26 protein-coding genes are annotated in these 24801 nt (G+C 67.5%); 16 read left to right on the top strand and 10 right to left on the bottom strand.

The features are described from left to right. Nucleotides 1-122: 122 nt before the first annotated feature. Nucleotides 123-959 carry an oxidoreductase gene (locus AC1RM6_RS30120; RefSeq protein WP_493108332.1) on the bottom strand — a complete coding sequence of 279 codons (837 nt, stop codon included), beginning with the start codon at nucleotides 957-959 and terminating at the stop codon, nucleotides 123-125. Beyond that, nucleotides 956-2191 (bottom strand): hypothetical protein, encoded by a 1236-nt coding sequence (locus AC1RM6_RS30115; RefSeq protein ID WP_493108329.1) that lies wholly within the window; start codon nucleotides 2189-2191, stop codon nucleotides 956-958. Before AC1RM6_RS30115 ends, AC1RM6_RS30120 begins: the two co-directional genes overlap by 4 nt. Before the next feature lie 298 nt (nucleotides 2192-2489). Here AC1RM6_RS30115 and AC1RM6_RS30110 point away from each other — a divergent pair, with 298 nt between their 5' ends. From AC1RM6_RS30110 to AC1RM6_RS30095, 4 genes are all read left to right on the top strand, one after another. Beyond that, on the top strand, nucleotides 2490-3347 hold the full coding sequence (locus tag AC1RM6_RS30110; protein ID WP_493108327.1) for a helix-turn-helix transcriptional regulator: 858 nt from the start codon (nucleotides 2490-2492) through the stop codon (nucleotides 3345-3347). 172 nt (nucleotides 3348-3519) lie between these two features. Further along, nucleotides 3520-4659, top strand: a complete 1140-nt coding sequence (locus tag AC1RM6_RS30105; RefSeq protein WP_493108325.1) for an oxidoreductase — start codon at nucleotides 3520-3522, stop codon at nucleotides 4657-4659. 118 nt (nucleotides 4660-4777) lie between these two features. Continuing rightward, nucleotides 4778-5527: an SDR family NAD(P)-dependent oxidoreductase gene (locus AC1RM6_RS30100; RefSeq protein WP_493108323.1), complete on the top strand. Its 750-nt coding sequence runs from the start codon at nucleotides 4778-4780 to the stop codon at nucleotides 5525-5527. An 84-nt stretch (nucleotides 5528-5611) separates the two neighbouring features. Next, entirely contained in the window at nucleotides 5612-6121 is a 510-nt protein-coding gene (locus AC1RM6_RS30095; protein WP_493108321.1) for a hypothetical protein, read from the top strand. A gap of 56 nt (nucleotides 6122-6177) precedes the next feature. Here AC1RM6_RS30095 and AC1RM6_RS30090 read toward each other — a convergent pair whose 3' ends face one another. Then, on the bottom strand, nucleotides 6178-6741 hold the full coding sequence (locus tag AC1RM6_RS30090; RefSeq protein ID WP_493108319.1) for an EthD domain-containing protein: 564 nt from the start codon (nucleotides 6739-6741) through the stop codon (nucleotides 6178-6180). Continuing rightward, nucleotides 6738-7178, bottom strand: coding sequence for a nuclear transport factor 2 family protein (locus tag AC1RM6_RS30085; protein ID WP_493108317.1), 441 nt, complete (start codon nucleotides 7176-7178; stop codon nucleotides 6738-6740). The genes AC1RM6_RS30090 and AC1RM6_RS30085 overlap by 4 nt, the downstream gene beginning before the upstream one ends. A 141-nt stretch (nucleotides 7179-7319) precedes the next feature. Between AC1RM6_RS30085 and AC1RM6_RS30080 the strand changes: the two genes are divergently transcribed. The 6 genes from AC1RM6_RS30080 (at nucleotide 7320) to AC1RM6_RS30055 (ending at nucleotide 10943) form a co-directional block, all read left to right on the top strand. Further along, complete coding sequence (locus AC1RM6_RS30080; RefSeq protein ID WP_493108315.1) at nucleotides 7320-8273, top strand: haloalkane dehalogenase; 954 nt, start codon at nucleotides 7320-7322, stop codon at nucleotides 8271-8273. Beyond that, nucleotides 8261-8968: an EthD domain-containing protein gene (locus tag AC1RM6_RS30075; RefSeq protein WP_493108313.1), complete on the top strand. Its 708-nt coding sequence runs from the start codon at nucleotides 8261-8263 to the stop codon at nucleotides 8966-8968. The genes AC1RM6_RS30080 and AC1RM6_RS30075 overlap by 13 nt, the downstream gene beginning before the upstream one ends. A 112-nt stretch (nucleotides 8969-9080) precedes the next feature. After that, nucleotides 9081-9587, top strand: a complete 507-nt coding sequence (locus AC1RM6_RS30070) for an SRPBCC domain-containing protein (RefSeq protein ID WP_493108311.1) — start codon at nucleotides 9081-9083, stop codon at nucleotides 9585-9587. Further along, nucleotides 9584-10063 carry a nuclear transport factor 2 family protein gene (locus tag AC1RM6_RS30065; RefSeq protein ID WP_493108310.1) on the top strand — a complete coding sequence of 160 codons (480 nt, stop codon included), beginning with the start codon at nucleotides 9584-9586 and terminating at the stop codon, nucleotides 10061-10063. The genes AC1RM6_RS30070 and AC1RM6_RS30065 overlap by 4 nt, the downstream gene beginning before the upstream one ends. Beyond that, nucleotides 10060-10599: a nuclear transport factor 2 family protein gene (locus AC1RM6_RS30060; protein ID WP_493108308.1), complete on the top strand. Its 540-nt coding sequence runs from the start codon at nucleotides 10060-10062 to the stop codon at nucleotides 10597-10599. Before AC1RM6_RS30065 ends, AC1RM6_RS30060 begins: the two co-directional genes overlap by 4 nt. Further along, nucleotides 10596-10943 carry an EthD domain-containing protein gene (locus tag AC1RM6_RS30055; RefSeq protein WP_493108306.1) on the top strand — a complete coding sequence of 116 codons (348 nt, stop codon included), beginning with the start codon at nucleotides 10596-10598 and terminating at the stop codon, nucleotides 10941-10943. The genes AC1RM6_RS30060 and AC1RM6_RS30055 overlap by 4 nt, the downstream gene beginning before the upstream one ends. 92 nt (nucleotides 10944-11035) lie before the next feature. Here AC1RM6_RS30055 and AC1RM6_RS30050 read toward each other — a convergent pair whose 3' ends face one another. The 6 genes from AC1RM6_RS30050 to AC1RM6_RS30025 form a co-directional block, all read right to left on the bottom strand. Further along, entirely contained in the window at nucleotides 11036-11503 is a 468-nt protein-coding gene (locus AC1RM6_RS30050) for an Lrp/AsnC family transcriptional regulator (RefSeq protein WP_493108304.1), read from the bottom strand. After that, nucleotides 11500-12018, bottom strand: coding sequence for an Lrp/AsnC family transcriptional regulator (locus tag AC1RM6_RS30045; protein ID WP_493108302.1), 519 nt, complete (start codon nucleotides 12016-12018; stop codon nucleotides 11500-11502). The genes AC1RM6_RS30050 and AC1RM6_RS30045 overlap by 4 nt, the downstream gene beginning before the upstream one ends. A gap of 84 nt (nucleotides 12019-12102) precedes the next feature. Next, a complete protein-coding gene (locus AC1RM6_RS30040) occupies nucleotides 12103-12978 on the bottom strand; it encodes an SDR family NAD(P)-dependent oxidoreductase (protein WP_493108300.1) in 876 nt (291 codons plus the stop codon). Next, nucleotides 12975-13736, bottom strand: a complete 762-nt coding sequence (locus AC1RM6_RS30035) for an SDR family oxidoreductase (protein WP_493108298.1) — start codon at nucleotides 13734-13736, stop codon at nucleotides 12975-12977. The genes AC1RM6_RS30040 and AC1RM6_RS30035 overlap by 4 nt, the downstream gene beginning before the upstream one ends. A 16-nt stretch (nucleotides 13737-13752) precedes the next feature. After that, nucleotides 13753-15465: an FAD-binding protein gene (locus tag AC1RM6_RS30030; protein ID WP_493108296.1), complete on the bottom strand. Its 1713-nt coding sequence runs from the start codon at nucleotides 15463-15465 to the stop codon at nucleotides 13753-13755. Next, on the bottom strand, nucleotides 15462-17699 hold the full coding sequence (locus tag AC1RM6_RS30025; protein WP_493108294.1) for a TonB-dependent receptor: 2238 nt from the start codon (nucleotides 17697-17699) through the stop codon (nucleotides 15462-15464). Before AC1RM6_RS30025 ends, AC1RM6_RS30030 begins: the two co-directional genes overlap by 4 nt. A gap of 216 nt (nucleotides 17700-17915) precedes the next feature. Between AC1RM6_RS30025 and AC1RM6_RS30020 the strand changes: the two genes are divergently transcribed. From AC1RM6_RS30020 to AC1RM6_RS29995, 6 genes are all read left to right on the top strand, one after another. Beyond that, complete coding sequence (locus AC1RM6_RS30020; protein ID WP_493108293.1) at nucleotides 17916-19121, top strand: acyl-CoA dehydrogenase family protein; 1206 nt, start codon at nucleotides 17916-17918, stop codon at nucleotides 19119-19121. Nucleotides 19122-19314: 193 nt separating this feature from the next. Beyond that, nucleotides 19315-20130 (top strand): alpha/beta fold hydrolase, encoded by an 816-nt coding sequence (locus AC1RM6_RS30015; RefSeq protein WP_493108291.1) that lies wholly within the window; start codon nucleotides 19315-19317, stop codon nucleotides 20128-20130. Next, nucleotides 20123-20899 carry a fumarylacetoacetate hydrolase family protein gene (locus AC1RM6_RS30010; protein WP_493108289.1) on the top strand — a complete coding sequence of 259 codons (777 nt, stop codon included), beginning with the start codon at nucleotides 20123-20125 and terminating at the stop codon, nucleotides 20897-20899. The genes AC1RM6_RS30015 and AC1RM6_RS30010 overlap by 8 nt, the downstream gene beginning before the upstream one ends. A gap of 191 nt (nucleotides 20900-21090) precedes the next feature. Beyond that, the gene (locus AC1RM6_RS30005; protein ID WP_493108287.1) at nucleotides 21091-22035 is read left to right on the top strand and encodes an acetaldehyde dehydrogenase (acetylating); all 945 of its coding nucleotides are present in this window, start codon (nucleotides 21091-21093) and stop codon (nucleotides 22033-22035) included. Beyond that, a complete protein-coding gene (gene dmpG, locus AC1RM6_RS30000; protein ID WP_493108285.1) occupies nucleotides 22032-23072 on the top strand; it encodes a 4-hydroxy-2-oxovalerate aldolase in 1041 nt (346 codons plus the stop codon). The genes AC1RM6_RS30005 and dmpG overlap by 4 nt, the downstream gene beginning before the upstream one ends. After that, nucleotides 23069-24562 carry an FAD-dependent oxidoreductase gene (locus AC1RM6_RS29995; RefSeq protein ID WP_493108283.1) on the top strand — a complete coding sequence of 498 codons (1494 nt, stop codon included), beginning with the start codon at nucleotides 23069-23071 and terminating at the stop codon, nucleotides 24560-24562. The genes dmpG and AC1RM6_RS29995 overlap by 4 nt, the downstream gene beginning before the upstream one ends. The last annotated feature ends 239 nt before the right edge of the window (nucleotides 24563-24801 follow it).

The raw sequence follows: 24801 nt of genomic DNA, 5'->3' as shown, positions 1-24801 counted from the left end.
ATCTCGACAACCTCATTCTGGCACATTGCGATGCCGTCGGGGGCCGTCCACCCCAACACGTGCCACCAGCGCAACGTATCTCGACTACGCTCGATACGAACGGAGGTGGGGGGACGTTGGAATCACGCGTCGAAATTGGTCGCCGTGCCGAGGTCGCGATGCTGCTCCATCGCGGCGCGGACCTCGTCCATCCGCGCGGCGATCGCGGCATAGGCATCGGGGCCGGCGATCAGCTGGCGCGGCGGCGCCTCCATGTCGGCGACCGCGACGACGAGGCGGGCGAGCTTGGCCGGATCGCCCATCTGCCGGCCGTCGACCGACTTGACCAGCGCGACCCGGGCATGGACCCCGCCCTCATAATCGGCGACCTCGGTGGTGCCGCTGTGGAGCGAGCGCCCCGAGAAATCGGTGCGGAACATGCCCGGCGCGATCGAGCAGACGCGGATGCCGAGCGGTTCGACCTCGCGACCGAGCGCCTCGGTCAGCGCCTCGAGCGCGAATTTGGAGCTCGAATAATAGCCGGTCGCCGGGTTGGATATGCGGCCGGCGAGCGATCCGATGACGATGATCGTGCCGCTGCGCCGCCGGCGCATGCCGGGCAGCACCGCCTTCATCGTCCGCAGTGCGCCGAACAGATTGACCTCGTACATCGCCTTGACCGCGGCCTCGTCTCCCTCCTCGATCGACGAGACATAGCCATAGCCGGCATTGCTCACGAGGACCTCGATCGCCCCGAACCGCGCCTCGGCGGCGGCGGTCGCGGCGATGACCTGATCGGGATCGGCGACGTCGAGCGCGAGTGCGATCGCGCGGTCGGGAGCGATCGCGACGATGTCGGCGACGTCGGCGGGATTGCGCGCGGTGACCGCAGCGGCGTCGCCGATTGCCAGCACATGTTCGGCGATTGCGCGGCCGATGCCGGTCGAGCAGCCGGTGATGAACCAGGTCCGCATCGTCATGCCGCGATCCGCCATTGATAGCTGCGCGCGCGATCGGCCTGCTGGCGACGGCGCTCCTCGGCGGTCACCCGCCGGGTGCCCGCGGGCAGATGCGCGTCGAGATCGGCGAGCTTCACCACCCGGCTGGTCGCGCCGAAGCCGGGGCCGGGGCGGCCGTCGGCGAACTCGGCCCAGCGCAGCGTCAGCAGCCCTTCGGGCATGTCGCACGGATCGAGCCAGTTCCACACGCCCGGATCGCGGCGCGACACGACATAGGTCAGTCGATCGTCGCCATCGCGGACCGACTGGGTGAGGTTGAGGCTGGAGGTGCGATCGACGATGTCGTTGGTCGTCCCCCAGATATTGGTGATCGGCGCGAGGAAATAGCCGGCCCCGCCCAGTCCGATCTCGATCAGCAGTGCCTCGTCGTCGGCGAGGTCGAAATGGCCCATGATGTAGAGCTGGTTGCGCAGCGCGCCGTCGCTGTCGCGGTCGATCGTGAAATCGAAGCCATTGGCGGCCTTGGTCAGCGCCTGCGCATTCCAGCGCATCGTGTCGTCGACATTGCGGACGAGCATCGCCTGCGCGGCGGCGACCTTGTCGTCGAAGCTGCGCTCGGGGGTGTTCGGCGGGCCGCCGAGTCGTTCGATCGACAGCCTGTTCGGTCGCTCGGCGGCCCAGTCGGCGATGACGTCGCGGATATAGAATTCGACCGCCTCGGGCGACGATCGGACATGGTTGGCGCGGTCGCCGGCTTCGTCGGCGTCGACGAAGATCTCGAACCCGCCGTCCTCGTCGAGCACCAGCATCTTGCCGTCGAGCATATCGACCGTGCCCATTTTCGCGTTCCACAAGGTGAAATAATTCTCGGTCAGCCGCGGATCGGGCACGCGGCCGCGGATCACATAGCGCTCGGCGCCGTCGATCGGGATGACCCGGTAGACCGAGTCGGGATTGTCGATCCCCCAGCGCGATCCGGGGATGTCGGTGTCGCCGAGCCGGTGCGGGATGCGGGTGATGGTGACGACGCTCGGCCGCTGCGGATCGGTGTTGAGCGACCAGATGATCGCGCCGAACACGACCTCGTCATATTTGCTCTCGAAGGCCTCGGCCATCGCCGGGCTCGGTTTCGCCTGGTCGAGCCAATAGGCCCGGCGATCGGCGATCGTCGCCTGCATCCGCGGATCGGCGAGAATGTCGAGCGCTTCGCGTTCGAAGCGGGCCTGGTCGGGGGTGGCGATCGGGTTGTTCACATGGGCCTCCTGATCGCGCGAGGCTAGCGCTGCGGTTGGGACCGGCAACACGCGCGGATGCCGCGAGAGCGACATGTTTCGGCGCGAGCGCCGTGATGGGGCGCGCGTGAGGGTCTTCTTCTGACTTCTTTTTTCTGAATGGGATGCCGGAAGAAAAACAAGAAGACCCTCATCCAAACCTTCTCCCGTGAAGGACGGGAGAAGGCTTCAGAAGAGTGCAATGCGCATTGTCGCCGAAATGGCGGGTGCTAAGCTGTGCCGGCGACCGGCGCCCATAGGCCCGGCGCCGGAGACGAGGATGGACGGGCAATATCGCACCATGGCCGCGATCTCGCTGGCCGAGCTGCGGCTCGAGCGGCTGGTGCAGGATGGCAGCGGCCCGTTCCGCCGTGCGCATCTGCTCGAGGCGCCGTCGCTGGTCCATCTGCCGCCGGTGGCGGGCGCGCTCGGCTGCTTCGGCGATCCGCATTCGCATCGCGCGTTCGCGCCGATCGGCGAGACGGTGGTGGTGCCCGCGCATATGCCGCTCCACATCCGTTCGCCGGGCTTCGGCCCGCGCGAGATGCTGGTGCTGCGATTCGACGAACGCCGCTTCCACGACCTTACCGGGATCAGCGCGCAATCGAGCAGCGAAGAGCTGTCCGCCTGCGTCGACATCCGCGCGAATGCGGTGGCACGTGCGGTCGAGCGGCTGTGGATCGAACTCGCCAATCCCGGTCGTGGCCAGGAGGCGATCGTCGCCGGGCTGGGGCTGCAGATCCTCGGCGAACTGGCGCGGCATTTCGAAGGCCTCCGTCACGCGGGCCGGGCGCGCGGAACGATCGCCGACTGGCAGATGCGGCGGATCGAGGCGCGGCTGGCGCGCGAGGATATCCCGCCGCCCGGCATCGACGAACTCGCCGCCTTGTGCGGGATCGGCCGGCGTCATCTGATGCGGGCGTGGAAGGCGACCACCGGCGGCACGGTGATGGAGCATGTCGAACGGGCGCGGTTCGCGCGCGCGGCCGGGCTGCTCGAAGCGGGGCGGATGCCGATCAAGGCGATCGCCGCCGAACTCGGCTTTGCCGGCCAGGGCAGTTTCGCGACCGCCTTTCGCCGCCGGTTCGGCGACACCCCCGCCGCGTGGCGCGCACGCCGCCGGTCGCGGTTGCAGTGAAAGCGCACCTGCCTCGCCGGTAAAGTGGCATTGCCCCGAAGGTGTTCGCGCTTGCTTTGATCCCGTAAATCCGCATATGCTGACATGAATCGCGCAATAGTCGCGAAATGCGTATATATGGAGCGGATATAGATGCGGATCGCGAGCATGTTCCGTGACCGAAGAGGCGGCGATGCCGGCTGAGTCCCATCCGCGCGATATCCTGTTCGCACGCTTTGCCAGCCGGGCGCTGACGCTGCCGAACCGGCTCGTGATGTCGCCGATGGGGCGTGCGCATGCGCCCGGCGGGCGGCCGCACGCCGACTATGCCGGCTATTTCCGGCGCCGGGTTGAGGGTGGCGTCGGGCTGGCGATCAGCGGCGCGGCGGCGGTCGCGCATGATCTGGCCGACTATGACGGCACCGGCCCGCATTTCTGCGGCGAGGGTCCGCTGGCGGGCTGGGCCGAGATCGTGGCGGCGGTGCACGGCGCCGGCGGCAGGATCATGCCCCAGCTCTGGCACACCGGCATGGAGCGGCGGACCGCGCTGTTCGGCGATGCCGCGGCGATCGGGCCGTCGGGGCTGTCGATCGAGGATCTCGACGCGGGCTGCGGCCCAAGCGGTCGGGCGATGGACGGGCAAGAGATGGCGGCGGTCGCCGACGCCTTCGCCGCGGCGGCACGATCCGCGCAGGCGCTGGGGTTCGATGGGGTCGAGATCCACGCCGGCCATGGCTTCCTGCTCGACCAGTTTCTGTGGCCGCGCACCAACCGCCGCACCGATGGCTATGGCGGCGAGGCGGAGGCGCGGGCGCGCTTTCCGGCCGAGGTGGTGGCGGCGTGCCGGCGCGCGGTCGGCGCCGATTTCCCGATCCTCGTGCGGCTGTCGCAGTTCAAGCTCGGTGCCTATGACGCCGCCAATGCCGCCGATCCCGACGAGTTCGGCCGGCTGCTCGCACCGATCGTCGCGGCGGGCGCCGACATCCTCCATTGTTCGCAGCGCGAAGCCTGGACGCCGGCCTTCACCGGCAGCCCGCTCAACCTGGCAGGATGGGCGAAGCGGTTGACCGGGCTGCCGTCGATCGCGGTCGGTTCGATCGGGCTGGGCGGGCTGTTCACCGAGGAAGAGGCGGCGACCCCGGGCGCGGGGCTGCCGCCGGTGTCGCTCGACCGGCTCGACGAGGTCTGCGCGATGATGGCGCGCGGCGAGTTCGACCTGCTCGCGATCGGCCGCTCGCTGCTCGCCGATGCCGACTGGCCGCGCAAGATCGGCGAACGCCGCGATGCCGAGTTGAAGGCGATCGACCTGGCGGCGCTGACGACGTTGGTTTGATGAAGGGGTGAGAGTGATCATCTCTCAACCACTTACCGTCACCCCGGACTTGTTCCGGGGGGACGGGTGGGTTGGTTCATCTGCGAATGCGTTTGGCCTGACGAAAGGGGAATGAGAAATGCGACGCTTCGAGGGGCGGGTGGTGCTGGTGACGGGGGCGGCCTCGGGGATCGGGCGCGCCGCGGCGGTCCGGCTGGCGGGGGAGGGGGCGCGGATATTGTGCGCCGATCGCAATCTGCCGGGCGCCGAAGAGACGGTGGCGGCGCTCGACGGTGCGGGGGCGGCCTGGTCGCTCGATGTGGTCGATCCGGCATCGTGCGATGCGGCGGTCGCGGAGTCGCTGCGGCTATATGGACGGATCGATGCGCTCGCCAATATCGCCGGGATCGGCGGCTTCGGCCATGTCGCCGAGATCGACGATGCGACCTGGCGGCGGCTGATCGACGTCAACCTGACCGGCGTGTTCCAGATGATGCGCGCTGCCTTGCCGCATCTGGCGCAGGGACGCGGCAACATCGTCAACATCGCCAGCGCCGCCGGGCTGGTCGGCGTGCCTTATGGCGTCGCCTATGCGGCGTCGAAGAGCGGGGTGATCGGCCTCACCAAGTCGGTCGCGGTCGAATATGCCACCCGCGGGGTGCGGGTGAACGCGATCTGCCCGGGGGCGGTCAACACCCCGCTGATCGCGGGCGGCTTCGACGCGATCGACGGGGTAGAGCCGCATCTGTTCGCGCGGCTGACGCCGTTGCTCGGGGCGATGGCCGAACCCGAGGATGTTGCGGCGGCGATCGCCTTCCTGGCGTCCGACGATGCGCGGTTCGTCACCGGGGCGGTGTTGGCGGTGGATGGCGGGCAGACGGCGATTTAGGCTGATAATTCGGGTGGTGTTGATGGACCGATTGCGGACGCGATGATGCTTGGATAGGTTATCCCTCAATTGAAGGGGCGCGCCGTGAAACTAAGAGATCTTCTAGGGCGGGTCGCTGGGGTGTTTGGCCTCCGTCCAAGCACCCCTGTCCAAGCCGCGCAGTCGACGCTCGCCGACGACATACCGGTTTCGGCGGACTGGATCGCCCGCGCGCTCAGGAGCTCTGGCTACAAGGCCGATTTCACGCCGGATAGTATCCGCGAGATCGAGCGCTTCTTCGAAACACAGAGCGCAGACGGGGAGCCGGTGGCGGGAGGTCTTCTGTCGGAGGGTCTCGGCGGCAGGCTGTTTGCGCTCGGATGTTACTGCGGCGAGGCACTCCGGCGAGATGTCGGAGGTGAATGGCTTACCGATGATTCCGACCCCGAAGGCGAGATCAACATGGCCCTCAAGCTTGCGGATGGCAGCATTTGCTGGCCAGTGCAACGCGTGATGAAGCGCTTGGATAGCGCTGAGAACAATCTGGTTCATTGGGCTATGAGGCTTCGAAACGACCCATCGCTGGTACCCATCAACCACCTGTTCCAGCCATAGAAGAAGAGCAGTTCCAGATCGGTAGCGTCAACAAAAATTAGACGGCCTGCAACCGGTCAGCCCCGCAACGTCGCCGGATCGGTTTCACACAGCTCGACCGCCAGCCGCGGCCCGGCCCGCCAGCCCGGGGGCAGCGCGGGCGCCACATCGCCGATCCGCGCGATCGCCGCGAAGGGCGGCACCCGTTCGTCGAGCGGCGACAGCAGGTCGAGGCCGGCGCCGGCCGCGCGGCAGGCGGCGATCAGCGCGTCGCGGTCGCCGCCGTCGTCGTGGAGCATGAGCAGAGTCGTGCCCTGGTCGTTGTCGGTCAGCACCGGATCGGCGCGGACCGCGATATTGGCGACCTGATCGAGGAAGCTGCGTTCGTCGGCGCGCATCGTCTCGCCAGCGTCGCCGGTCATCAGCGCGCCGATCTCGGCGAGCGAACTCACCCAGAATTCGGACACGCAGTCGAAGCCGGGCTCGATCGCCTGGTCGACCAGATGGTTGCGGCGATAGCGGCGGAACGGGAACAGTGGCACCGCGAGCGGCGCATGGCGTTCCTCATAATGGCGGCGGAATGCCGCGCGGCCGATGTCGGCGCGGCGCGGCATGAAGTCGACGGTCTTGACCACCGTCACGGCAGCAGGCCCTCGGGGGCGTTGAACGACCAGCATTTCTCCTCGCGGCGGTGCGCGATCCGCCAGCCGGCCTCGGTGCGGACGAGGTCGTCGCGATACCAGAGGCCGATGAAGAACATCCGGTCCTCGCCCTCATGTTTCATCATCATCGGGTTGAACAGGATCGTGCGCGCCTTGGCGCGGTCACCGTCGAGGTCGAGACGGGTGGTCGCCGACATATGCTGATAGGATCCGAAGCCGCCCATCGCCCCGGCGAGATAGCGCTTGGTCTCGGCAAGCGTGCCCTTCTCGCCGCCGAGTTCGGTATAGTCGATGGTCGCGTCGGGGGTGAAGATCCGGTCGAGCGCGTCATAATCGCGGTCGTCGATCGCATGCGCATAGCGCGCGATCAGATCGCCGATCTCGATCCGATCGGACATTTCCTGCATCGAAAGCATGTTCGCCTCTCCCTTTTGACCCTGTGTCCGGCCTGGCGCGAGAATGCGTGAAGCGACATGCCATTGCAATGATGATGATTGAATGCGTACAATAATAGAAATAAATATCTGCAATATGGAGAGATTGGCGTGGATGGAGCGGTGTTGCGTACGCCCGACGAGCGATTTGCGGGGCTGCCCGATTTCGCGTTCGCGCCGCACTATCTGACCGTCGACGACCCGGCGTTGGGGCCGCTGCGCGTCCACCGGATCGACGAGGGCGAGGATCGTCGCGGGGTGGTGCTGATGCTGCACGGCGAACCGAGCTGGAGCTTCCTCTATCGCAAGCTGATCGCGCCGGTGGCCGATGCCGGCTGGCGCTGCGTCGCGCCCGACCATGTCGGCTTCGGCCGGTCGGACAAGCCGGTCGATCGCACGATCTTCACCGCCGACCGCTTCGTCTTCTGGATGCGGCAGCTGGTCGAGCGGCTCGACCTGCGGCGGATCGTCCTGGTCTGCCAGGACTGGGGTGGGCCGATCGGTCTGCGGCTGCTCGCCGAGATGCCCGGGCGTTTCGCCGGGGTGTTCGCGACCAATACGCTGCTGCCCAACGCCGATCCGCCGCCGCGCGGGGTTGCGGACTGGCCGGGGCCGATCGTGCTGCCATGGATCGAACTGTGCCGGTCGAGCGACGATTTGCCGGTGAGCGAGATCATCGCCGCGACCTGCGTGCGGCGGCCGGCGGATGACGTGCTCGCCGGCTATGACGCCCCCTTTCCCGATGCTTCCTACAAGGCGGCCGCGCTGGCGATCACCACGCTGATCCCGGTCGACGGCGATGCGCCCGGGATCGCCGCCAACCGCGCCGCCTGGGATCTGCTCGACCGGTTCGAGAAGCCGTTCGCGACCGCGTATAGCGATGCCGATCCGGCGACCGCGGCGTGGGAGGCGGTATTCCGCGCGCGGGTGCCGGGCGCGGCGCGGGCGCCGCATCTGCGGATCGCGGGCGCGGGCCATTTCGTCCAGGAGGAGCAAGGCGAGGCGCTGGCGGCGGCCCTGCTCGATTTCCTCGCGACGATCGACATCGAAGAAGGGGGCAATCAATGGAAAAGCTGATCTACGCGCTGTGGCGCGACGCGGCCGAGCCGCGCGACGCCTATAATGCGCGGCTGCTCGGCCCGGTCGCCGATGCGATCCGGCCGCATGTCCGGGCGCTGCGCATCAATGTCCAGGACGACAGCGTGATGGGCGGGACCAATCCGCGCTTCGTCGTCACCGATCCGCAGATGGAGGCGGTGGTCCAGATCTGGGTCGATACCGCTTATCCGCCCGCCCGCGCGCCGGTCGAGGCGGCGCTGGCGCAGGTCGCGGCGCGGTTCGAGGGCTGGCTGGTGAGCGAGTCGGTGCCGTTGCCCAATCGCGCACATCCGCCGCGGACCTGCGGGCCGACCGACGGTTTCTCGCAGGTCGTGTTCTTCGAGCGTCCCGACACGCTCGATTTCGAGACCTGGCGGCGCAACTGGCAGGACGATCACACCGCGGTCGCGACCGACACCCAGAGCAATTTCGAATATGTCCAGAATCTGGTGGTGCGGCCGTTGACCGAAGGCGCCGGCGGCTATGCGGCGATCGTCGAGGAATGTTTCCCGACCGCGGCGATCGCGGACCGCGCCTTTTATTATGACTCGGTCGGCGATCCGGCGAAGCTCGAGGCGAACTATGCGCGGATGATGGCTAGCTGCGGCCGGTTCATGGGGCCCGCCGGCGGCGACTGCATCCCGATGCGGCAATATGATCTGATGCCGCTGTGATTGCGAAATGCGTAAATATATTAAGTTATGATTACGCATATGGTTGACCCTGTGCGGCGATCGCGGCAAGGTCGCACGACAGCCGGCGATGACCGGCGCGAAGGAGAATGTCATGGCCGAAGATCCCGGCGTCCCGCCCTTCTATGATCCCGCGACGACCGTTCGCTCCGACACCGTCACCATCGACACCCCCGCCGCGGTGGTATGGGAGGTGCTGACCGACCTGCCCAACTATGGCGCGTGGAACCCCTATTGCTTCGGCGCGGAATCGACGCTGGAGATGGGGGCGCCGGTGCATATGCAGCTCAACAGCTACACGATGCCCGGGCAGATCTATCCCAATCTCGAATATGTCTGCGCCAAGGTGCCCGAGCGGCTGCTGTCGTGGGAATTGCCGCACACCGATGCGATGCCCTATCCGGCGCGGCGCGACCAGGTGGTCGAGGCGCAGGGCCCCGAGCGCTGCACTTATTATTCGACCGACGCCTTTTTCGGGCCGAACGCGCCGCATGTGATGTTCTTCTGCGCCGACTGGATCAAGCGCGCCTTCGACGACACCGCGCAGGGGCTCAAGCGCCGCGCCGAGGCGATCCACAGCGGCCGCAAGGCCGCGGCGTGACCCTGCGGCTCGAGGATATCGAGCATATCAAGCGGCTCAAATATCGCTATGCCCGCGCGCTCGACACCGGCGATATCGACGGCGCCGGCGCCTGTTTCACCGAGGATGCCGAGATCGACTATCGCGGCGGCAGCTATCGCTTCCAGCTCAAGGGGCGGGGGCCGATCGTCGAGGCGCTGCGCACCGCCTTCCACCCGGGGCTGGTCGGATCGCACACGATGCACATGCCGATCATCGACGTCCATGACGACGACAGCGCCGACGGCCAATGGACGCTGCTCGACTATGCGCTGAACCTGCACGATGACAACAAGGCGACGGTCGGCGCGGCGCATTATAGCGACCGCTATATAAAGTGTGACGGTCACTGGCTGATCGCGCGCACCGAATATGACCGTATCTACGAGCGCGTCTATCGCGAGGCCGATCCGGGGCTGACCGCGCATCTGCTCGCGACCGTGCTGGCGGCGCGATGAGCGTCGATCCCGCCGCGCTGCAGGACCTGGTCGACCGCGAGGCGATCCGCACGCTGATATATACCTATTGCAACGCCGCCGACCGCCACGACCATATGAAGATGCGCAGCCTCTATCATGAGGATGCGATCGACGATCATGGCGCGATGTCGAGCGGGCCGGCGATGGATTTCATCGACAAGCTGCCCGAGATCCAGGCGGCGATGGAGATCCTCCATCACAATGTCACCACCATCAACCTGGTGATCGACGGCGACTATGCCGAGGGCGAGGTCTATCTGCTCGCGCTTCACCGGGTGAAGGGGCCCGACGGTCCGTATGACGTGCTGGTCGGCGGACGCTATTTCGACAAATATGCCCGGCGCGACGGCCGGTGGAAGTTCGCGCACCGTGCGATCGTCGCCGACTGGGCCAATATCCACAGCCCGTCGATCGTCGATCTCGACCATCCCTTCCTGACCGGCGCGCATATCGGCCGGCCGGGGCCGCAGGATCCGTCCTATGCCTTCTTCCGTCTGCTCGGGCGGGGCGCATGAGCTGCAAGTCGATCGCGCTGCTGCGGCGCCGCGCCGACCTCAGCCCGGCGGATTTCATCACCTATTATGAGCAGAACCATGCGCCGCTGATCCGTTCGCTGCTGCCGGGGATCGTCGACTATCGCCGCAACTTCGTCGATTTCGAGGGGGCTTTCATCTTCGAAGGGGCGGCGCCGTTCGATTTCGACGTGGTGACCGAAATCTGGTTCGCCGACCGCGCCGCTTATGACGCGGCGATGGCGGTGGCGGCCGATCCCGACGTCGCGCGGCGGATCGCCGAGGATGAGGCGCGGTTTCTCGACCGGTCGGGGACAAGGATGTTCGTGGTGGAGGAGCGCTCTTGAAAAGCCCCTCCCTTTTAAGAGTTTGGCGGCTCTTTGCCCTGTCCGGGGGACAGGGCTGCCGCCAAACTCTTAAAAGGGAGGGGCTTAAGTTCTCAATCCACCAGCGCGCAGTAGCGGAAGTCGTGCTTGATGAAGTTCTGGCCGAGGCTGTAGCGGACGCGGCGGACGCCGGGGATCTTGTCGATCGTCACGTGCAGGAACTCGGTGAGCTGGCTGCCATTTTCGACCAGCGTCATCGCCAGCACATCGGCGCGGCCGAGCATCGTCGAGACGAAGCCGATCTCGGGGAGGGCGGCCAGCCGCTGCGCCATGTCCTGGATGTCGCCGGCGGTATCGGCCTCGATCCATAGATAAGCGAGGATCGGGTTGCGCAGCCGGTTGGCGTTGGTGACCGCGGCGACCCGGATCACCTTGTTGTCGAGCAACCGCTTGAGGCGCGAGCGGATCGTGCCTTCGGTCAGGCCGAATTCGCGGCCGATCTCGCGGTTGCTGACCCGGGCGTCGTTGCTCAGCCGGTCGATGATCTTGCGATCGAGGTCGTCGAGGGGGATGCGGCTCATAGCGGCGCCCATTCGGGATTATATTTGAGGATCTTCATCGACAGCCCCGGGAACAGGCGCTCGACGCCCTTCACATGGGCGATCTCGTCGGTGAGCAGGCGATCGAGTTCCTGGATGTCGCTGGCGACCACCTGGATCTCGAGGTCATACATGCCGATCGTGACGTTGACGGTGATGATCTGTTCGAACTTGGCGAGATCGGCGCCGACCTCGTTCGCCGAACGGCCCTTCACCTGGACCCCGACCGCGGCGATCGCGTCGAAGCCCATCGCCGACAGGTCGCGCATCGCGACGACGCGGACCGCGTTGCTCGCTTCGAGCTTGCGCAGCCGGGTGCGGATCGTCGCCTCGTTGACGTCGATCATCCGCGCGAGATCGCGGTTGGCGATCCGTCCCGACTGGCGCAGCGCGGCGATGATCTGCTCGTCGACCGGCTCGAGCGCCAGCGGTGGTGCCTCTTCATTCGCCGGAGGCGTCGGCCGCTCCTTGGCCTTTCGAGTGGTTTTGATCGCCACGTCTATCCCCAAATATTACAATAGCGCTTCAACCTCTGCACCAACTTGCCGCGTTTCGAAAGCCCCTCACGTCCGCAAGTGCACCTAACGGACGATCGCGGGGTGCGGAATGCGTGGTTCGCCGAGCATCGCGCGGAACGATGGCGGCTGGCGTCCGTCGTCGTCGAGCCCGTAGCGCTCGCCCGCCTCGGCGCCGATCAGCGTCTGTCCGCTCCACTTCATACGCGCCGGATCGGCGTGGATCGCGGCGATCACCCGGCCGGTATATTCGGGGGTTTCGGCATGGGCCATGATCGCCTCATATTGATCGGGGCGCTCCTCGATCGCCTTGGCCGAACGTTCGGTCCTGAGCGGTCCCATCCAGATCGACACCGCAGCGACATCATGCTCCTTGAGGTCGACCCCCATGTCGGCGGCGAATTTGTCGACCCCGGCCTTCTGCGCGCCATAGGCGGGGCCATGCATGTAGCAGGCGGCGCCGAAGGAGGAGGTGAAGGCGATCAGCCCGCCGCCGGTGCGGATCATCAGCGGCGCGGCGTGGAAGCTCGCGACATAGCCCGAACGCAGGCCCACATCGAGGATGTCGACCAGCGCCAGCGGCCGTTCCCAGAAACCGCCGGGCTGGATCAATGCATCGTCGATCACCGCGGCATTGTTGACGAGGATGTCGAGCCGGCCCTCGTCGCGCTCGACCCGCGCGAACAAAGCGGCGACCGCTTCGTCGTCGCGATGGTCGACCGCGACCGCGATCCCGCGCCCGCCGGCGGCATCGATCGCCTGCGCGGTCGCGCCGACGGTGCCGGGCAGGGGTGCCGATCCCTCGATGGTGGTGCGGCCGGTGACATAGACCGCATAGCCAGCCGCCCCCAGCGCGCGGGCGATGCCGGCACCGGCGCCGCGGCTGGCGCCGGTGACCACGGCCACGGGGCGATTGTCGTTCAGGCGATTATTGGGGCTCATGCTTGATGCTCCTTGACGATAGCGAGGAAGGGCGGGCGCTCGCCGCCGCCATGGACCTCCAGCGCCGCGCCGGTGACATAGGAGGCGGCGGGCGAGGCGAGGAAAAGCGCGGCCTCGGCGATCTCGTCGGCGCGGCCGAGCCGTTGCGCGCCGATATTGCGCGCGATCGCCGACTGGGCGGCGGCATTGCCATAGGTGGCTTCGGTCGCCTCGGTCTCGACATAGCCGACGATGATCGCATTGACCCGGATCGCCGGCCCCCATTCATGGGCGAGGCTGCGGCCGAGCGCGATCAGCCCGGCCTTGGCGGCGGCATAGGCGGCGGTGCCCGGCGACGGCCGGACCGCCGAGACGCTGGCGATGTTGACGATCGATCCGCCCTGCGGCTGCATATGGCGGTGCGCCGCCTGCGACAGGTTCAGGGGCGCCAGCAGGTTGAGCGCGATCACCCGTTCGGAAAAGCGCGGCGAGGCGGTCGCCGCGGACGCCTCGGGCGACCCGCCGGCATTGTTGACGAGGATGTCGAGCCGGCCATGGCGCGTAGCGACCTCGTCGACCATCGCCGCTGCGGCCGCCGGATCGCGGATGTCGCAGGCGATGAACGCCAGCCCGTCGGGCAGTTCGCCCGCGGTGCGGCCGCAGACGGTGACCCGGGCGCCCGCCGCCATCAGCCGCCGGGCGATCGCCAGACCGATGCCGCGGGTGCCGCCGGTCACGATCGCGACCTTGCCGGCGATGTCGTGGGTGTCGCTGGTCATCGGGGAACTCCTCGAGTCAGGCATTGGCGCGCGCGGCGTGGCGGGCGGCGCGGCGCCCGGAAAAGACGCAGTCGGCGAAGGACAGCCCGCTGACATAGGTCTGCGAGGCGATGCCGACCGCGGTGCGGCCGGCGGCGTAGAGCCCGGCGATCGGCTTGCCGGCAGCGTCGAGCACCTGGCCGCTCTCCTCGGCGACGCGCAGGCCCCCGAAGCTGATCACCGGCAGCGGCAGGAAGCGGCTGTCGATCGAGATGTCCATCGCATAGAAAGGCGCGGTGCGGATCGGCTGGATGTCGGCGCGTTCCTTGCCGAACGGGTCGGGGGTCTCGCCGGCGGCGGCGCGGTTATAGGCGTCGACGGTGGCGGCGAGCCCGACCGGATCGATCCCGGTCCTGGTGGCGAGCGCGCCTAGCGTCTTCGCCTTGCGGGCGTTGAAGGCGAGGTTGAGCAGGGTGACGTCGCGCTGGAACGGCACCAGATGCGGGTCGCGGGCCTGACGAAAGGCCTGGCGGCGTGCGGCCTTGTCGTAGATCAGCCAGGCGATCCCGCCCTGATGGTCGCCGATATGCTCGCCCAGCGTCGCGCCATAGACGGTCTCGTCGACGAAGCGCTGGCCGGCGCGGTTGACGACGATCGCATCGGCCCAGGCCTTGGGCGGGTTGATGAAGCGCCACGCGCTGATCTTGTCCATCAGCGCGGTCGCGCCACCCGCCGACATGCCCAGCACGATCCCGGCGCCCTGATCGCCGAGGGTGCCGTTGGGCATGCCCTTCGCATAGGTCGGCGCATAGCGCGCGACCATCTTCGGATTCATGATGAAGCCGCCCGCGCTCAGCAGGACGCCCTCGCGCGCGCGGATCATCCGGCTGGTGCGGCCATGCGCCTCGATCGCCATCGCCTTGCGGAGATAATGGCTGCCGAGCGCGATCGTGATCGAGGCGAGCGGGATGCTCGGCGGCAGTGCGGCGAGCAAGCGATTGGCGGTGGCGATGTAGCGGGCGAAGCGCGCGGCATCGCGCGACCCTTCGGGGATCGACAATATCCGCACCCCGATCACCCGTCCGGTGCGGTCGCGGATAAGCTGGCGCGCCTCCGAGAAGCGGTGGAAGCGCAGGCCCAGCCGCAGCGCCGAGGCGGTGAGCGGGGCGGTGATGAACTTGCCGAGCCCCCAGGCCTTCTTGCCGTCGCGCCCGAACGCGCGGTGGCCGCGCGCCGCGGGTTTCGCGCGGGCGCGGTAGCTGGCGACCAGCGAATTGTCGGGGTGGTAGAGGAAGCGGTCGAGCGGCGGATAGGAGGATTTCTCCTTCCAGACCGGGCTGGCGAGCTTGCCGCCATGGGCGATGATCCAGTCGATCGTCGCCGGGCTTTCGGCGACGAAGCGCCTGAGGGTCGCATCGGAGACGACCTCGCCGGCCTCGATGCGGAGATAGTTGAGCATCTCCTCGGGATCGTCGTCCTCGCCGGCTTCGCGCTGGATGACGGTGCCGCCGCCGGCATAGAAGACCCCGCCATTGGCCGCGGTCGATCCGCCTCCCTCATAACGGTCGACCGCGATCACGCCGAGCCCGCGTTCGAGCGCCTCGAGCGCGGCGGCGATGCCGGCGCCGCCGAGCCCGACCACGACCAGATCGGCGGTCTCGTCCCAGGCCATGGCTTCGGGATCGTCGAGGATCAGCGGATCCTCGACCGACAGGCCGAGATCGGCGGCGAGGGGGCTCGGCGCGTTCATTTGAACTTGAGCGACACCTGGCCGAGCAACTCGCGCGGGCGGCCCGGGCGGCCGGCGATCGCGGCGGTATAGTTGGCGGTGCCGACGATATAGTCGCGGTCGAACAGATTGGTGCCGATCAGCTGGACCTTGAGCCCGCCATCCGCGCTGGTCCAGCCGATCCGGCCATTGACCACGCCATAGCCGCCCTGCTGTTCGGGATAGGCGCTGACCGTGCCGATCCCGTCATTGGCGGCGGTGAAGAAGACCCGCGACTGGAGATGGGTGTCGACGCCGAGGTCGACGCTGCCCGAGGCCTGGAGGTCGATCCGGTAGGCGGCGCCGAGCGTCGCCGACCAGCGTGGCGCATTGTTGAGCCGCTTGCCCGAGGCGTCGAACGTCCCGAAGCCGGTGACGAAGGCATTGGGGTAGCGGCGATATTTGGCATCGAGCCAGGCGATGTTGGCGGTGAGTTCGAGCGCGGCGACCGGCTTGGCGACGATCTCGGCCTCGATCCCCTTGATCCGCGCGGTCGCGGCATTCTGGGTCCGCGCGCCGAGCGAGGCGCCGACCTGGACATAGCTCTGCACCTGCAGGTCGGTATAATCATAATAGAAGCCGGTGAGGTTGAGCCGCAGCCGGCGGTCGAGCAGGTCGCTCTTGAGCCCGGCCTCGTAGGACCACAGCTTTTCGGGGCCATAGCCCGCCGCGGCGTCGACCGCATTGTTGGCGCCATAGTCGTAGCCGCCGCTCTTGAAGCCGCGGGTCGCCGACGCATAGAGCAATATATGGTCGGCCGGGGTGAAGTTGATCCCGAATTTGGGCGTCACCGCGCTGTCGTGGCGGCGCGTATCGATCGCGAACGGGGCGGGCAGGCCGGGCACCCCCGACAGCACGAAACCGGCGGCGGCGACCGCCGGATCGGGATCGGTCGAGGCCGCGAAATAGTCGGTGATCGCATAGCGCTTGCGCTCACGCGTGTAGCGCATCCCGGCGATCACCGACCACCGGTCCGACAGATGATATTCGCCCTGGCCGAAGCCGGCATAGGAACGCGCCTGCAGCAGCGGCCGCTGGATGTGCGACACCCCGAACGGGAACAGGGCGAGGGTCAGTGGCTCGCGGTTGCGCTCGTCGAAATAATAGCCGCCGACCACCCAGTCGAAGCGGTCGCCATGGCCGAGCAGAGTCAGCTCCTGGCTGAACTGGTGCTGGCGGATCGGCGCGATCAGGTTGCGCAATATGGTGGTCGAGCTCGAATCGGCATCGGCGAGGATCGATCCGCGAAACACCCGGTAGCCGGTGAGCGAGCGCAGCGTCAGCCCGTCGGCGAGCCCGAGCGACAGGTCGCTCGACCCGCCATAATTCTTCAGCACGGTGTGGTTGTCGCCGTCCATCGACACCTTGCCGAAATCGCCGAGGATCGCGTCGTCGGTCGGCACCCCGGTCGGACGCAGCAGCTTGGGATAGGCGCCGAACGCCCCCGACTGGCGCGACCAGTCGGCGCGGACGATCCATGTCCCCGACGGACCGACCGGCACCAGGATCTGGCCGCGCACCCCGCGCGATGTCAGATCCTCGGCATCGTTGCCGGTCGAGACATTGTCGCGATAGGCGTCATGGCCCGAAACGTCGGCGGCGAGGCTGGCGCGCACCCCGCCGGCGATCGGGCCCGCGACATAGGCTTGCACGCCATAGCGGTCATAGCTGCCATAGCCGGCCTGGACCTGGCCCTCGAAGCTGTCCGACGGGCGGCGCGACACGACGTTGATCGTGCCGCCGACCGAATTGCGGCCATAGAGCGTGCCCTGCGGTCCGCGCAGCACCTCGACCCGCTCGACGTCGAGAAAGTCGCTCAGATAGCTGAGCGGCCGGGCGAGATAGATGCCGTCGAGATGGATGGTGGTGCTGGGGTCCGATCCGACGAAGACGATGTTCGATCCGACCCCGCGGACATAGAGCTGGGTATAGCCCGACAGGTCGGACACCTGCAGGCTGGGCACATAGGATTTGAGGTCTTGGATATCGCGCACCCCGCGATCGGCGAGCTTGTCGCCCGACAGCGCGGTGACCGCGATCGGGGTCGACTGGAGTCGGGTCTCGCCCATCCGGGTCGCGGTGACGACGATGTCGGCGATGCCGTCCTGAGGCTGATCCTGGCCCGCCGATTGTGCCTGCTGCGCGGCGGCTTCTCCGGCCGCGAGCGCGGCGAGGACCGCGCCGATCGCCGCCCCGATCCGTACGGCGCGTTGCATCCTGTGTCCCATGGTCCGTCTCCCGCCTTGCACACCGGTCTCCGCCGGTCGTCCCGATATTGCGTAGCACGACGATTATAGCCGCGCCAGATCGGCAATTCATTATATTGTCGCATAAGGTTGACGGTTTGCGTAGCGAACGATACCACATGCTACGAATCCGATCGTTGCTGCGAGGGCGCTTCAGAGTCGGTGCATATGGTGCAGGAGACAGGCATGGCCACGGCGTTGCGTACCGACGGAATCGATCATCCCAGCGCGGAAACCCTCGTCGAACGGGCGCGCGCGATGATCCCGACGCTCCGGGCGCGCGCGAAGCAGGCGGTCGCCGATCGCAAGATCCCCGACGAGACGATCGCCGAGATGAAGGCGGCGGGTTTCTTCCGCATCCTCCAGCCCAAGCGCTGGGGCGGTTACGAGATGCACCCCAACGTGTTCTTCGACGTGCTCAAGACGATCGCCGAAGGCTGCATGTCGACCGGCTGGGTCTACGGCGTGGTCGGCTGCCATCCTTATGAGCTCGCGCTGTTCCACGACGAGGCGCAGGTCGAGGTGTGGGGCGAGGACACCAGCGTGCTCGTCTCCTCCTCCTATCAGCCGGTCGGCAGGGTCGAGCATGCCGAGGGCGGCTTCTATCTGAGCGGGCGCTGGGGTTTTTCGAGCGGATCGCAGCATTGCGACTGGGTGTTGCTCGGCGCGCTGGTGCCGCCGGCCGAGGAAGGCGGCGCCCCCGACATGCGCACCTTCCTGGTGCCGCGGCGCGACTATGTCATCGACGAGACCTGGGATACGTTCGGGCTGCAGGGCACCGGCAGTCATGACGTCGTCGTCGAACGCGCCTTCGTGCCCGACTACCGCACCCACCGCGCCGCCGACGGCTTCCTGTGCACCAACCCCGGCCAGATCGAGAACGAAGCCCCCTTATTCAGCCTGCCCTGGGCCCAGATCTTCGTGCGTTCGGTGTCGAGTGCGGCGATCGGCGGCACCCGCGCCGCGATCGAGGCGGCGGTGGCGATCGCCAAGGACCGGGTGTCGACCAACACCGGCAAGGCATCGAAGGCCGATCCGGTGCTGATGTCGGCGATCGCAAAGGCCTATGCCCAGCTCGGCGAGATGGAGGCGACGCTCGCATCGAGCTTCGACGCGATGATGGCCAAGGCCGAAGCCGGCGAGCCGATCGCGATGGCCGACCGCGCGCTCAACCGTTACCAGTCGTCGACAGTGGTGCGGCGCTGCGCCGACCTGGTCGACGAGATGATGCCGCTGCTCGGCGGCCGCGCGATCTACATGACGAGCGCGATCGTCCAGCCCTGGCTCGATATCAACGCGGCGCGCGCGCATGTCGCCAATGATCCCAACAATATGGCGGCCGATCTGGTCGGCGGACTGATGGGCGAGCCGCCGTCGTTCCTGTTTTTGTGATGATTGCAGGCCGCCCCATCCCTCTCTTAGCCCCTCCCTGTTCAGGGAGGGGTTGGGGTGGGTGCGAGCGTAGCGAGCTTCCCCGCCGTTCCGCCACGCTCCGCCAGAGGCATCGAGCCTCTGGCTACGCCACCCACCCCAACCCCTCCCTGAACAGGGAGGGGCTAGAGAGAAAAAGATGGAGAGGAAGGTCATGATAGGCGAACTGCGCCGCACCAGCTACAAGGTGGCCGGCGACTACGAGATCAGCATCGCGGAAACCGGCGCCGGTCCGGCGGTCGTCTTCCTCCACGGCAGCGGCCCGGGCGCGTCGGGGGCGTCGAACTTCCGGCTCAACATCGATGCGTTCGTCGCCGCCGGCCACCGGGTGCTGCTGCCCGATCTGATCGGCTATGGCGCCTCGTCGAAGCCGACGGGGATCGACTATACGCTGCAGCTGTTCACAGACAGCGTCTATGAGGCGCTGAAGGCGGCCGGGGTCGAGACCGCGGTGCTGGTCGGCAATTCGCTCGGCGGCGGCGTCGCGATGCAGATGGCGCTCGATCATCCGGGCTTCGCCGAGCGGCTGGTGATGATGGCGCCGGGGTGCATCGAGGAACTGCCGGTCTATTTCGCGATGCCGGGCATCGCCAAGATGATGGGCGACTTCACCAGCCCCGATTTCACCGAGGCCGACCAGCGCCGGCTGGTGTCGAACCTCGTCTATGATCCGTCGGTGATCTCCGACGCGCTGGTGTCCGAACGCTATGCGGTCGCGCGGACCCAGCCCAAGGACGTGCTCGCGCGGATGCGCACCCCCAATCTGGCGCCGCGGCTCGGCGAGCTGGCGATGCCGATCCTCGGCTTCTGGGGGCTGCAGGACGAATTCTGCCCGGCGAGCGGCGCCCAGCGCTTCCTCGACGCCTGTCCCGATGCGCGGTTCATGACCTTCAACAAGGTCGGCCACTGGGTTCAGGTCGAACGCGCCGCCGAGTTCAACGCCTATGCGATCGGATTCCTCCATGGCTGACCGCGCCGACTGGACCGAACGCCTCTACCAGGCGCTGCGCACGCGCTCGACGATTGCGCCGATCAGCGGCCAGGACGCGTCGCTGACGATCGACGACGCCTATGCGATCTCGCTCGGGGTGCTCGAACGGCGCACCGCCGATGGCGAGCGGGTGGTCGGCAAGAAGATCGGGGTCACCTCGAAACCGGTGCAGGACATGCTCGGCGTCCACCAGCCCGATTTCGGCTTCCTGACCGACCGGATGCGGGTCGACGGCGATATCGACATCGCCGCGCACGGGCTGATCCAGCCGCGCGCCGAGGCCGAGATCGCCTTCATCCTCAAATCGCCGCTCAACGGCCCCGGGGTCACCGACGCCGACGTGCTGGCGGCGACCGAGAGCATCGCCCCCTGTTTCGAGATCGTCGACAGCCGGATCGCCGACTGGAAGATCGGCATCGTCGACACCGTCGCCGACAATGCCTCGTGCGGGGTGTTCGCGCTGGGGGAGGTCCGCGCCGATCCGCGCGGGCTCGACCTGCCGGGGTTGCATGTGACGGTGACCAAGAACGGCGCGCCTTTGAGCGAGGGCTATGGTTCGGCGGTCCAGGGTTCGCCGCTGACCGCGGTCGCCTGGCTGGCGAACACGTTGGGGGCTTATGGCGTCACCCTCGACGCCGGCGACGTGATCCTGTCGGGCAGCCTGGTGCCGCTCGAACCGGCGCGCGCGGGGGATGTGTTCGCGATGGAACTCGCCGGGATCGGCGGGTGCCGGATCAGGTTCGTTTGATGATTGGCAAGCGCCTCATCCCGAATAAGCCCCTCCCCTTCAGGGGAGGGGGAAGGGGTGGGGCGCGAGCGCAGCGAGCGTCCGCGCTCAAGCCCAAAGCGCCTTCAGCGGCATCGAGCCGCTTCAGTCGCACCCCACCCCAACCCCTCCCCTGAAGGGGAGGGGCTTTAAGTAATTAAGGGAGAAGAACGTTGGCGAAGGTCAAGGCGGCGATCATCGGGTCGGGGAATATCGGCACCGACCTGATGATCAAGCTGCTCAAGGGTTCCGAGCATATGGAGCTCGCCGCGGTGGTCGGGATCGATGCCGGGTCGGAGGGGCTGGCGATGGCGCGTGCGCGCGGGGTCGCGACCACCCATGACGGGATCGACGGGCTGAAGGCGATGGCCTGCTATGGCGAGATCGGGATCGTGTTCGACGCGACCTCGGCCTATGCGCACAAGGCGCACGACGCCGCGCTGCGCGCCGACGGCAAGCAGGTGGTCGACCTGACCCCGGCGGCGATCGGCCCGTTCACGATCCCGCCGGTGAACATGGAGGCGCATCTCGACCAGCCCAACGTCAACATGGTGACGTGCGGCGGCCAGGCGACGATCCCGATGGTCGCCGCGGTCAGCCAGGTGTCGAAGGTCCATTATGCCGAGATCGTCGCGTCGGTGTCGTCGCGATCGGCGGGCCCCGGTACCCGCGCCAATATCGACGAGTTCACCCGCACCACCGCGCGCGCGATCGAGGAGGTCGGCGGCGCCACCCGCGGCAAGGCGATCATCATCCTCAACCCGGCCGAACCGCCGATGATCATGCGCGACACCATCTTCACCTTGTCCGAAGGCGGCGACGAGGCGGCGATCCGCGCCTCGGTCGAGGCGATGGTCAAGAAGGTCCAGGCCTATGTGCCCGGCTACCGCCTCAAGCAGGAGGTGCAGTTCGAGCGCTATGGCGACAACAACCGGTTGAAGATCCCGGGGCAGGGCGAGTTCACCGGCATCAAGACCTCGATTTTCCTCGAGGTCGAAGGCGCCGGCGACTATCTGCCCAGCTATTCGGGCAATCTCGACATCATGACCGCCGCCGCCAAGGCGACCGGCGAACTGCTCGCGCAGAAAATCCTCGATCGACAGGCGGTGGTGGCATGAGCTTCGACGTCAACAGCCAGAAACTCTATATCCAGGACGTGACGCTGCGCGACGGCATGCACGCGATCAAGCATATGTACGGCCTCGACCATGTCCGCGACATCGCCCGCGCGCTCGACAAGGCCGGGGTCGCGGCGATCGAGGTCGCGCATGGCGACGGCCTGTCGGGGACGAGTTTCAATTACGGCTTCGGTGCGCACACCGACTGGGAGTGGATCGCGGCGGTCGCCGAGGTGCTCGAACATGCGGTTCTGACCACGTTGATCCTGCCCGGCCTGGGCACGGTCGAGGATCTGCGCCGCGCCTATGATCTGGGCGCGCGATCGGTGCGGGTCGCGACCCATTGCACCGAGGCCGACGTGTCGAAACAGCATATCGGCATCGCCCGCGATCTCGGCATGGACGTCGCCGGCTTCCTGATGATGAGCCATATGATCGAGCCCGAGGCGCTCGCCCAGCAGGCGCTGCTGATGGAGAGCTATGGCGCGCATTGCGTCTATGTCACCGACAGCGGCGGCGCGCTCGACATGGACGGGGTCCGCGACCGCTTCCGCGCCTATGACCGGGTGCTCAAGCCCGAGACCGAGCGCGGCATGCACGCGCATCACAATCTGTCACTCGGGGTCGCCAATTCGATCGTCGCCGCCCAGGAAGGCGCGGTGCGGATCGACGCCAGCCTGGCCGGGATGGGCGCGGGCGCGGGCAATGCCCCGCTCGAGGTGTTCGCCGCCGCCGCCGACCGCAAGGGCTGGAACCATGGCCTCGACGTGATGGCGCTGATGGACGCCGCCGAGGATCTGGTCCGCCCGCTGCAGGACCGGCCGGTGCGGGTCGACCGCGAGACGCTCGCGCTCGGCTATGCCGGGGTCTATTCGAGCTTCCTGCGCCACGCCGAAAAGGCCGCGGCGGACCATGGCCTCGACACCCGCACGATCCTGGTCGAACTCGGCCGGCGGCGGATGGTCGGCGGCCAGGAGGACATGATCGTCGATGTCGCGCTCGACATGGTCAAGGCGCGCGAGGCGGCGGCCTCGTGACTGGCGCGTCGCTGCACCGCCCGATCGATGCGGCGACGATCGCCGCCTGGGATATCGAGACCGACGTCGCGGTGATCGGCTTCGGTGCCTCGGGCGCCTGCGCCGCGCTCGAGGCGGCGCGCGCCGGCGCGCGGGTGACCCTGTTCGAGGCGGGATCGGGCAGCGGCGGCGCTTCGGCCTTGTCGGGGGGCGAGATCTATCTGGGCGGCGGCGGCGGAACCGACGTCCAGCGCGCCGCCGGCTATGAGGACAGCAGCGCGGCGCTCGCCGCCTATCTCAAGATGGCCGGCGGCCCCGACGCCGATATCGCCAAATGCGATCTCTACGCCGCCGAGAGTCTCGACCATTTCGCCTGGCTCAAGGCGCAGGGGGTTCCCTACAAGGGCAGTTTCCTGCCCGGCAAGATCATCGAGCCCGAGACCGACGACACTTTGATCTGGTCGGGCAGCGAGGAGGCCTGGCCTTATTCGGCGGCGGCGACACCGGCGCCGCGCGGCCATGTCATCCAGCATATGGGCTGGGGCGGCGGGCGGCGGCTGGTCGACATCCTCGAAGCGCGGGTGCGCGAGGCCGGAGTCGACGTCCGCACCGATGCGCGGGTGCTCGGGCTGATCGCCGACGGACCGCGGATCGTCGGGCTGGCGGTGAAGATCGACGGCGACGTCCGCCATGTCCGTGCCGCGCGCGGGGTGGTGATCTGCACCGGCGGCTTCTGCATGAACCGCGACATGCTGCGCCGCTACGCCCCCGCCGCGCTCAAGCTGTCCGATCCGATCGGCGAAAACGACAATGGCTCGGGGATATTGATGGCGATGGGCGCCGGCGGTGACGCGATCCATATGGACGAGTTCTTCACCACCTGCCCGTGGATCATGCCCGAAAGCCTGGTGAAGGGGATTTTCGTCAACAGCCGCGGCCAGCGCTTCATCAACGAGGATTGCTATCATGGCCGGGTGAGCCGGACGATGATCGACCAGCCCGGCGACCGGGTGTGGCTGCTGGTCGACAATGCGATCTTCGCGCGGCCGATCGACCTCGCCCGGATCGGCATCGCCGCGGTCGGCGACAGCTGGGAGGAGGTCGAACGCGAACTCGGCCTGCCCGAGGCGACCCTGTCGGCGACGGTCGCGACCTTCAACCATTATGCGCGCGACGGCGAGGACCCGCTGTGCCGCAAGGCCGCGAAATGGCTCAAGGTGCTCGACGAGCCGCCCTTCGCGGCGCTCGAACTCCATTTCGCCGACAGCTATTTCTCCTTCTTCACCTTGGGGGGCCTCGCGACCCTGCCCGGCGGCGAGGTGCTCGACCGCGGCGGGGCGCCGGTGCCGGGCCTGTTCGCCGCCGGCCGCGCGACCTCGGGCCTGCCGCGATCGGGCCATGGCTATAGCTCGGGGCTGAGTCTCGCCGACTGCACCTTCTTCGGCCGCCGCGCCGGCCGCTCGGCGGCGCTGGCGACCGCTGCGGCCGACCGGATCGCCGTGCCGGCCTGAGCGCGCGCCCCGCGCGACATAGCTACAAGAATGGTCACAAAAGCTATTGTTTGTTGATATATCGCGGCAGAAATATAAAAAGAGGATACTGTTTAACCGACAATGGAGGGGTCAAATATGCGCGCGGCGCTGGACATGGGTGAAGGCCGGTCGGGAGCGGGCCTGTGACCCAGAACCTGACCCATTTGGAGCGGCTCGAGGCCGAGAGTATCCACATCCTTCGGGAGGTCGTCGCCGAG

This window comes from Rhizorhabdus sp. GW822-FHT03C02, assembly GCF_058801765.1.
The sequence above is the reverse complement of the archived record's forward strand: the minus strand, read 5'-3'. Positions and strand labels throughout refer to the sequence as shown.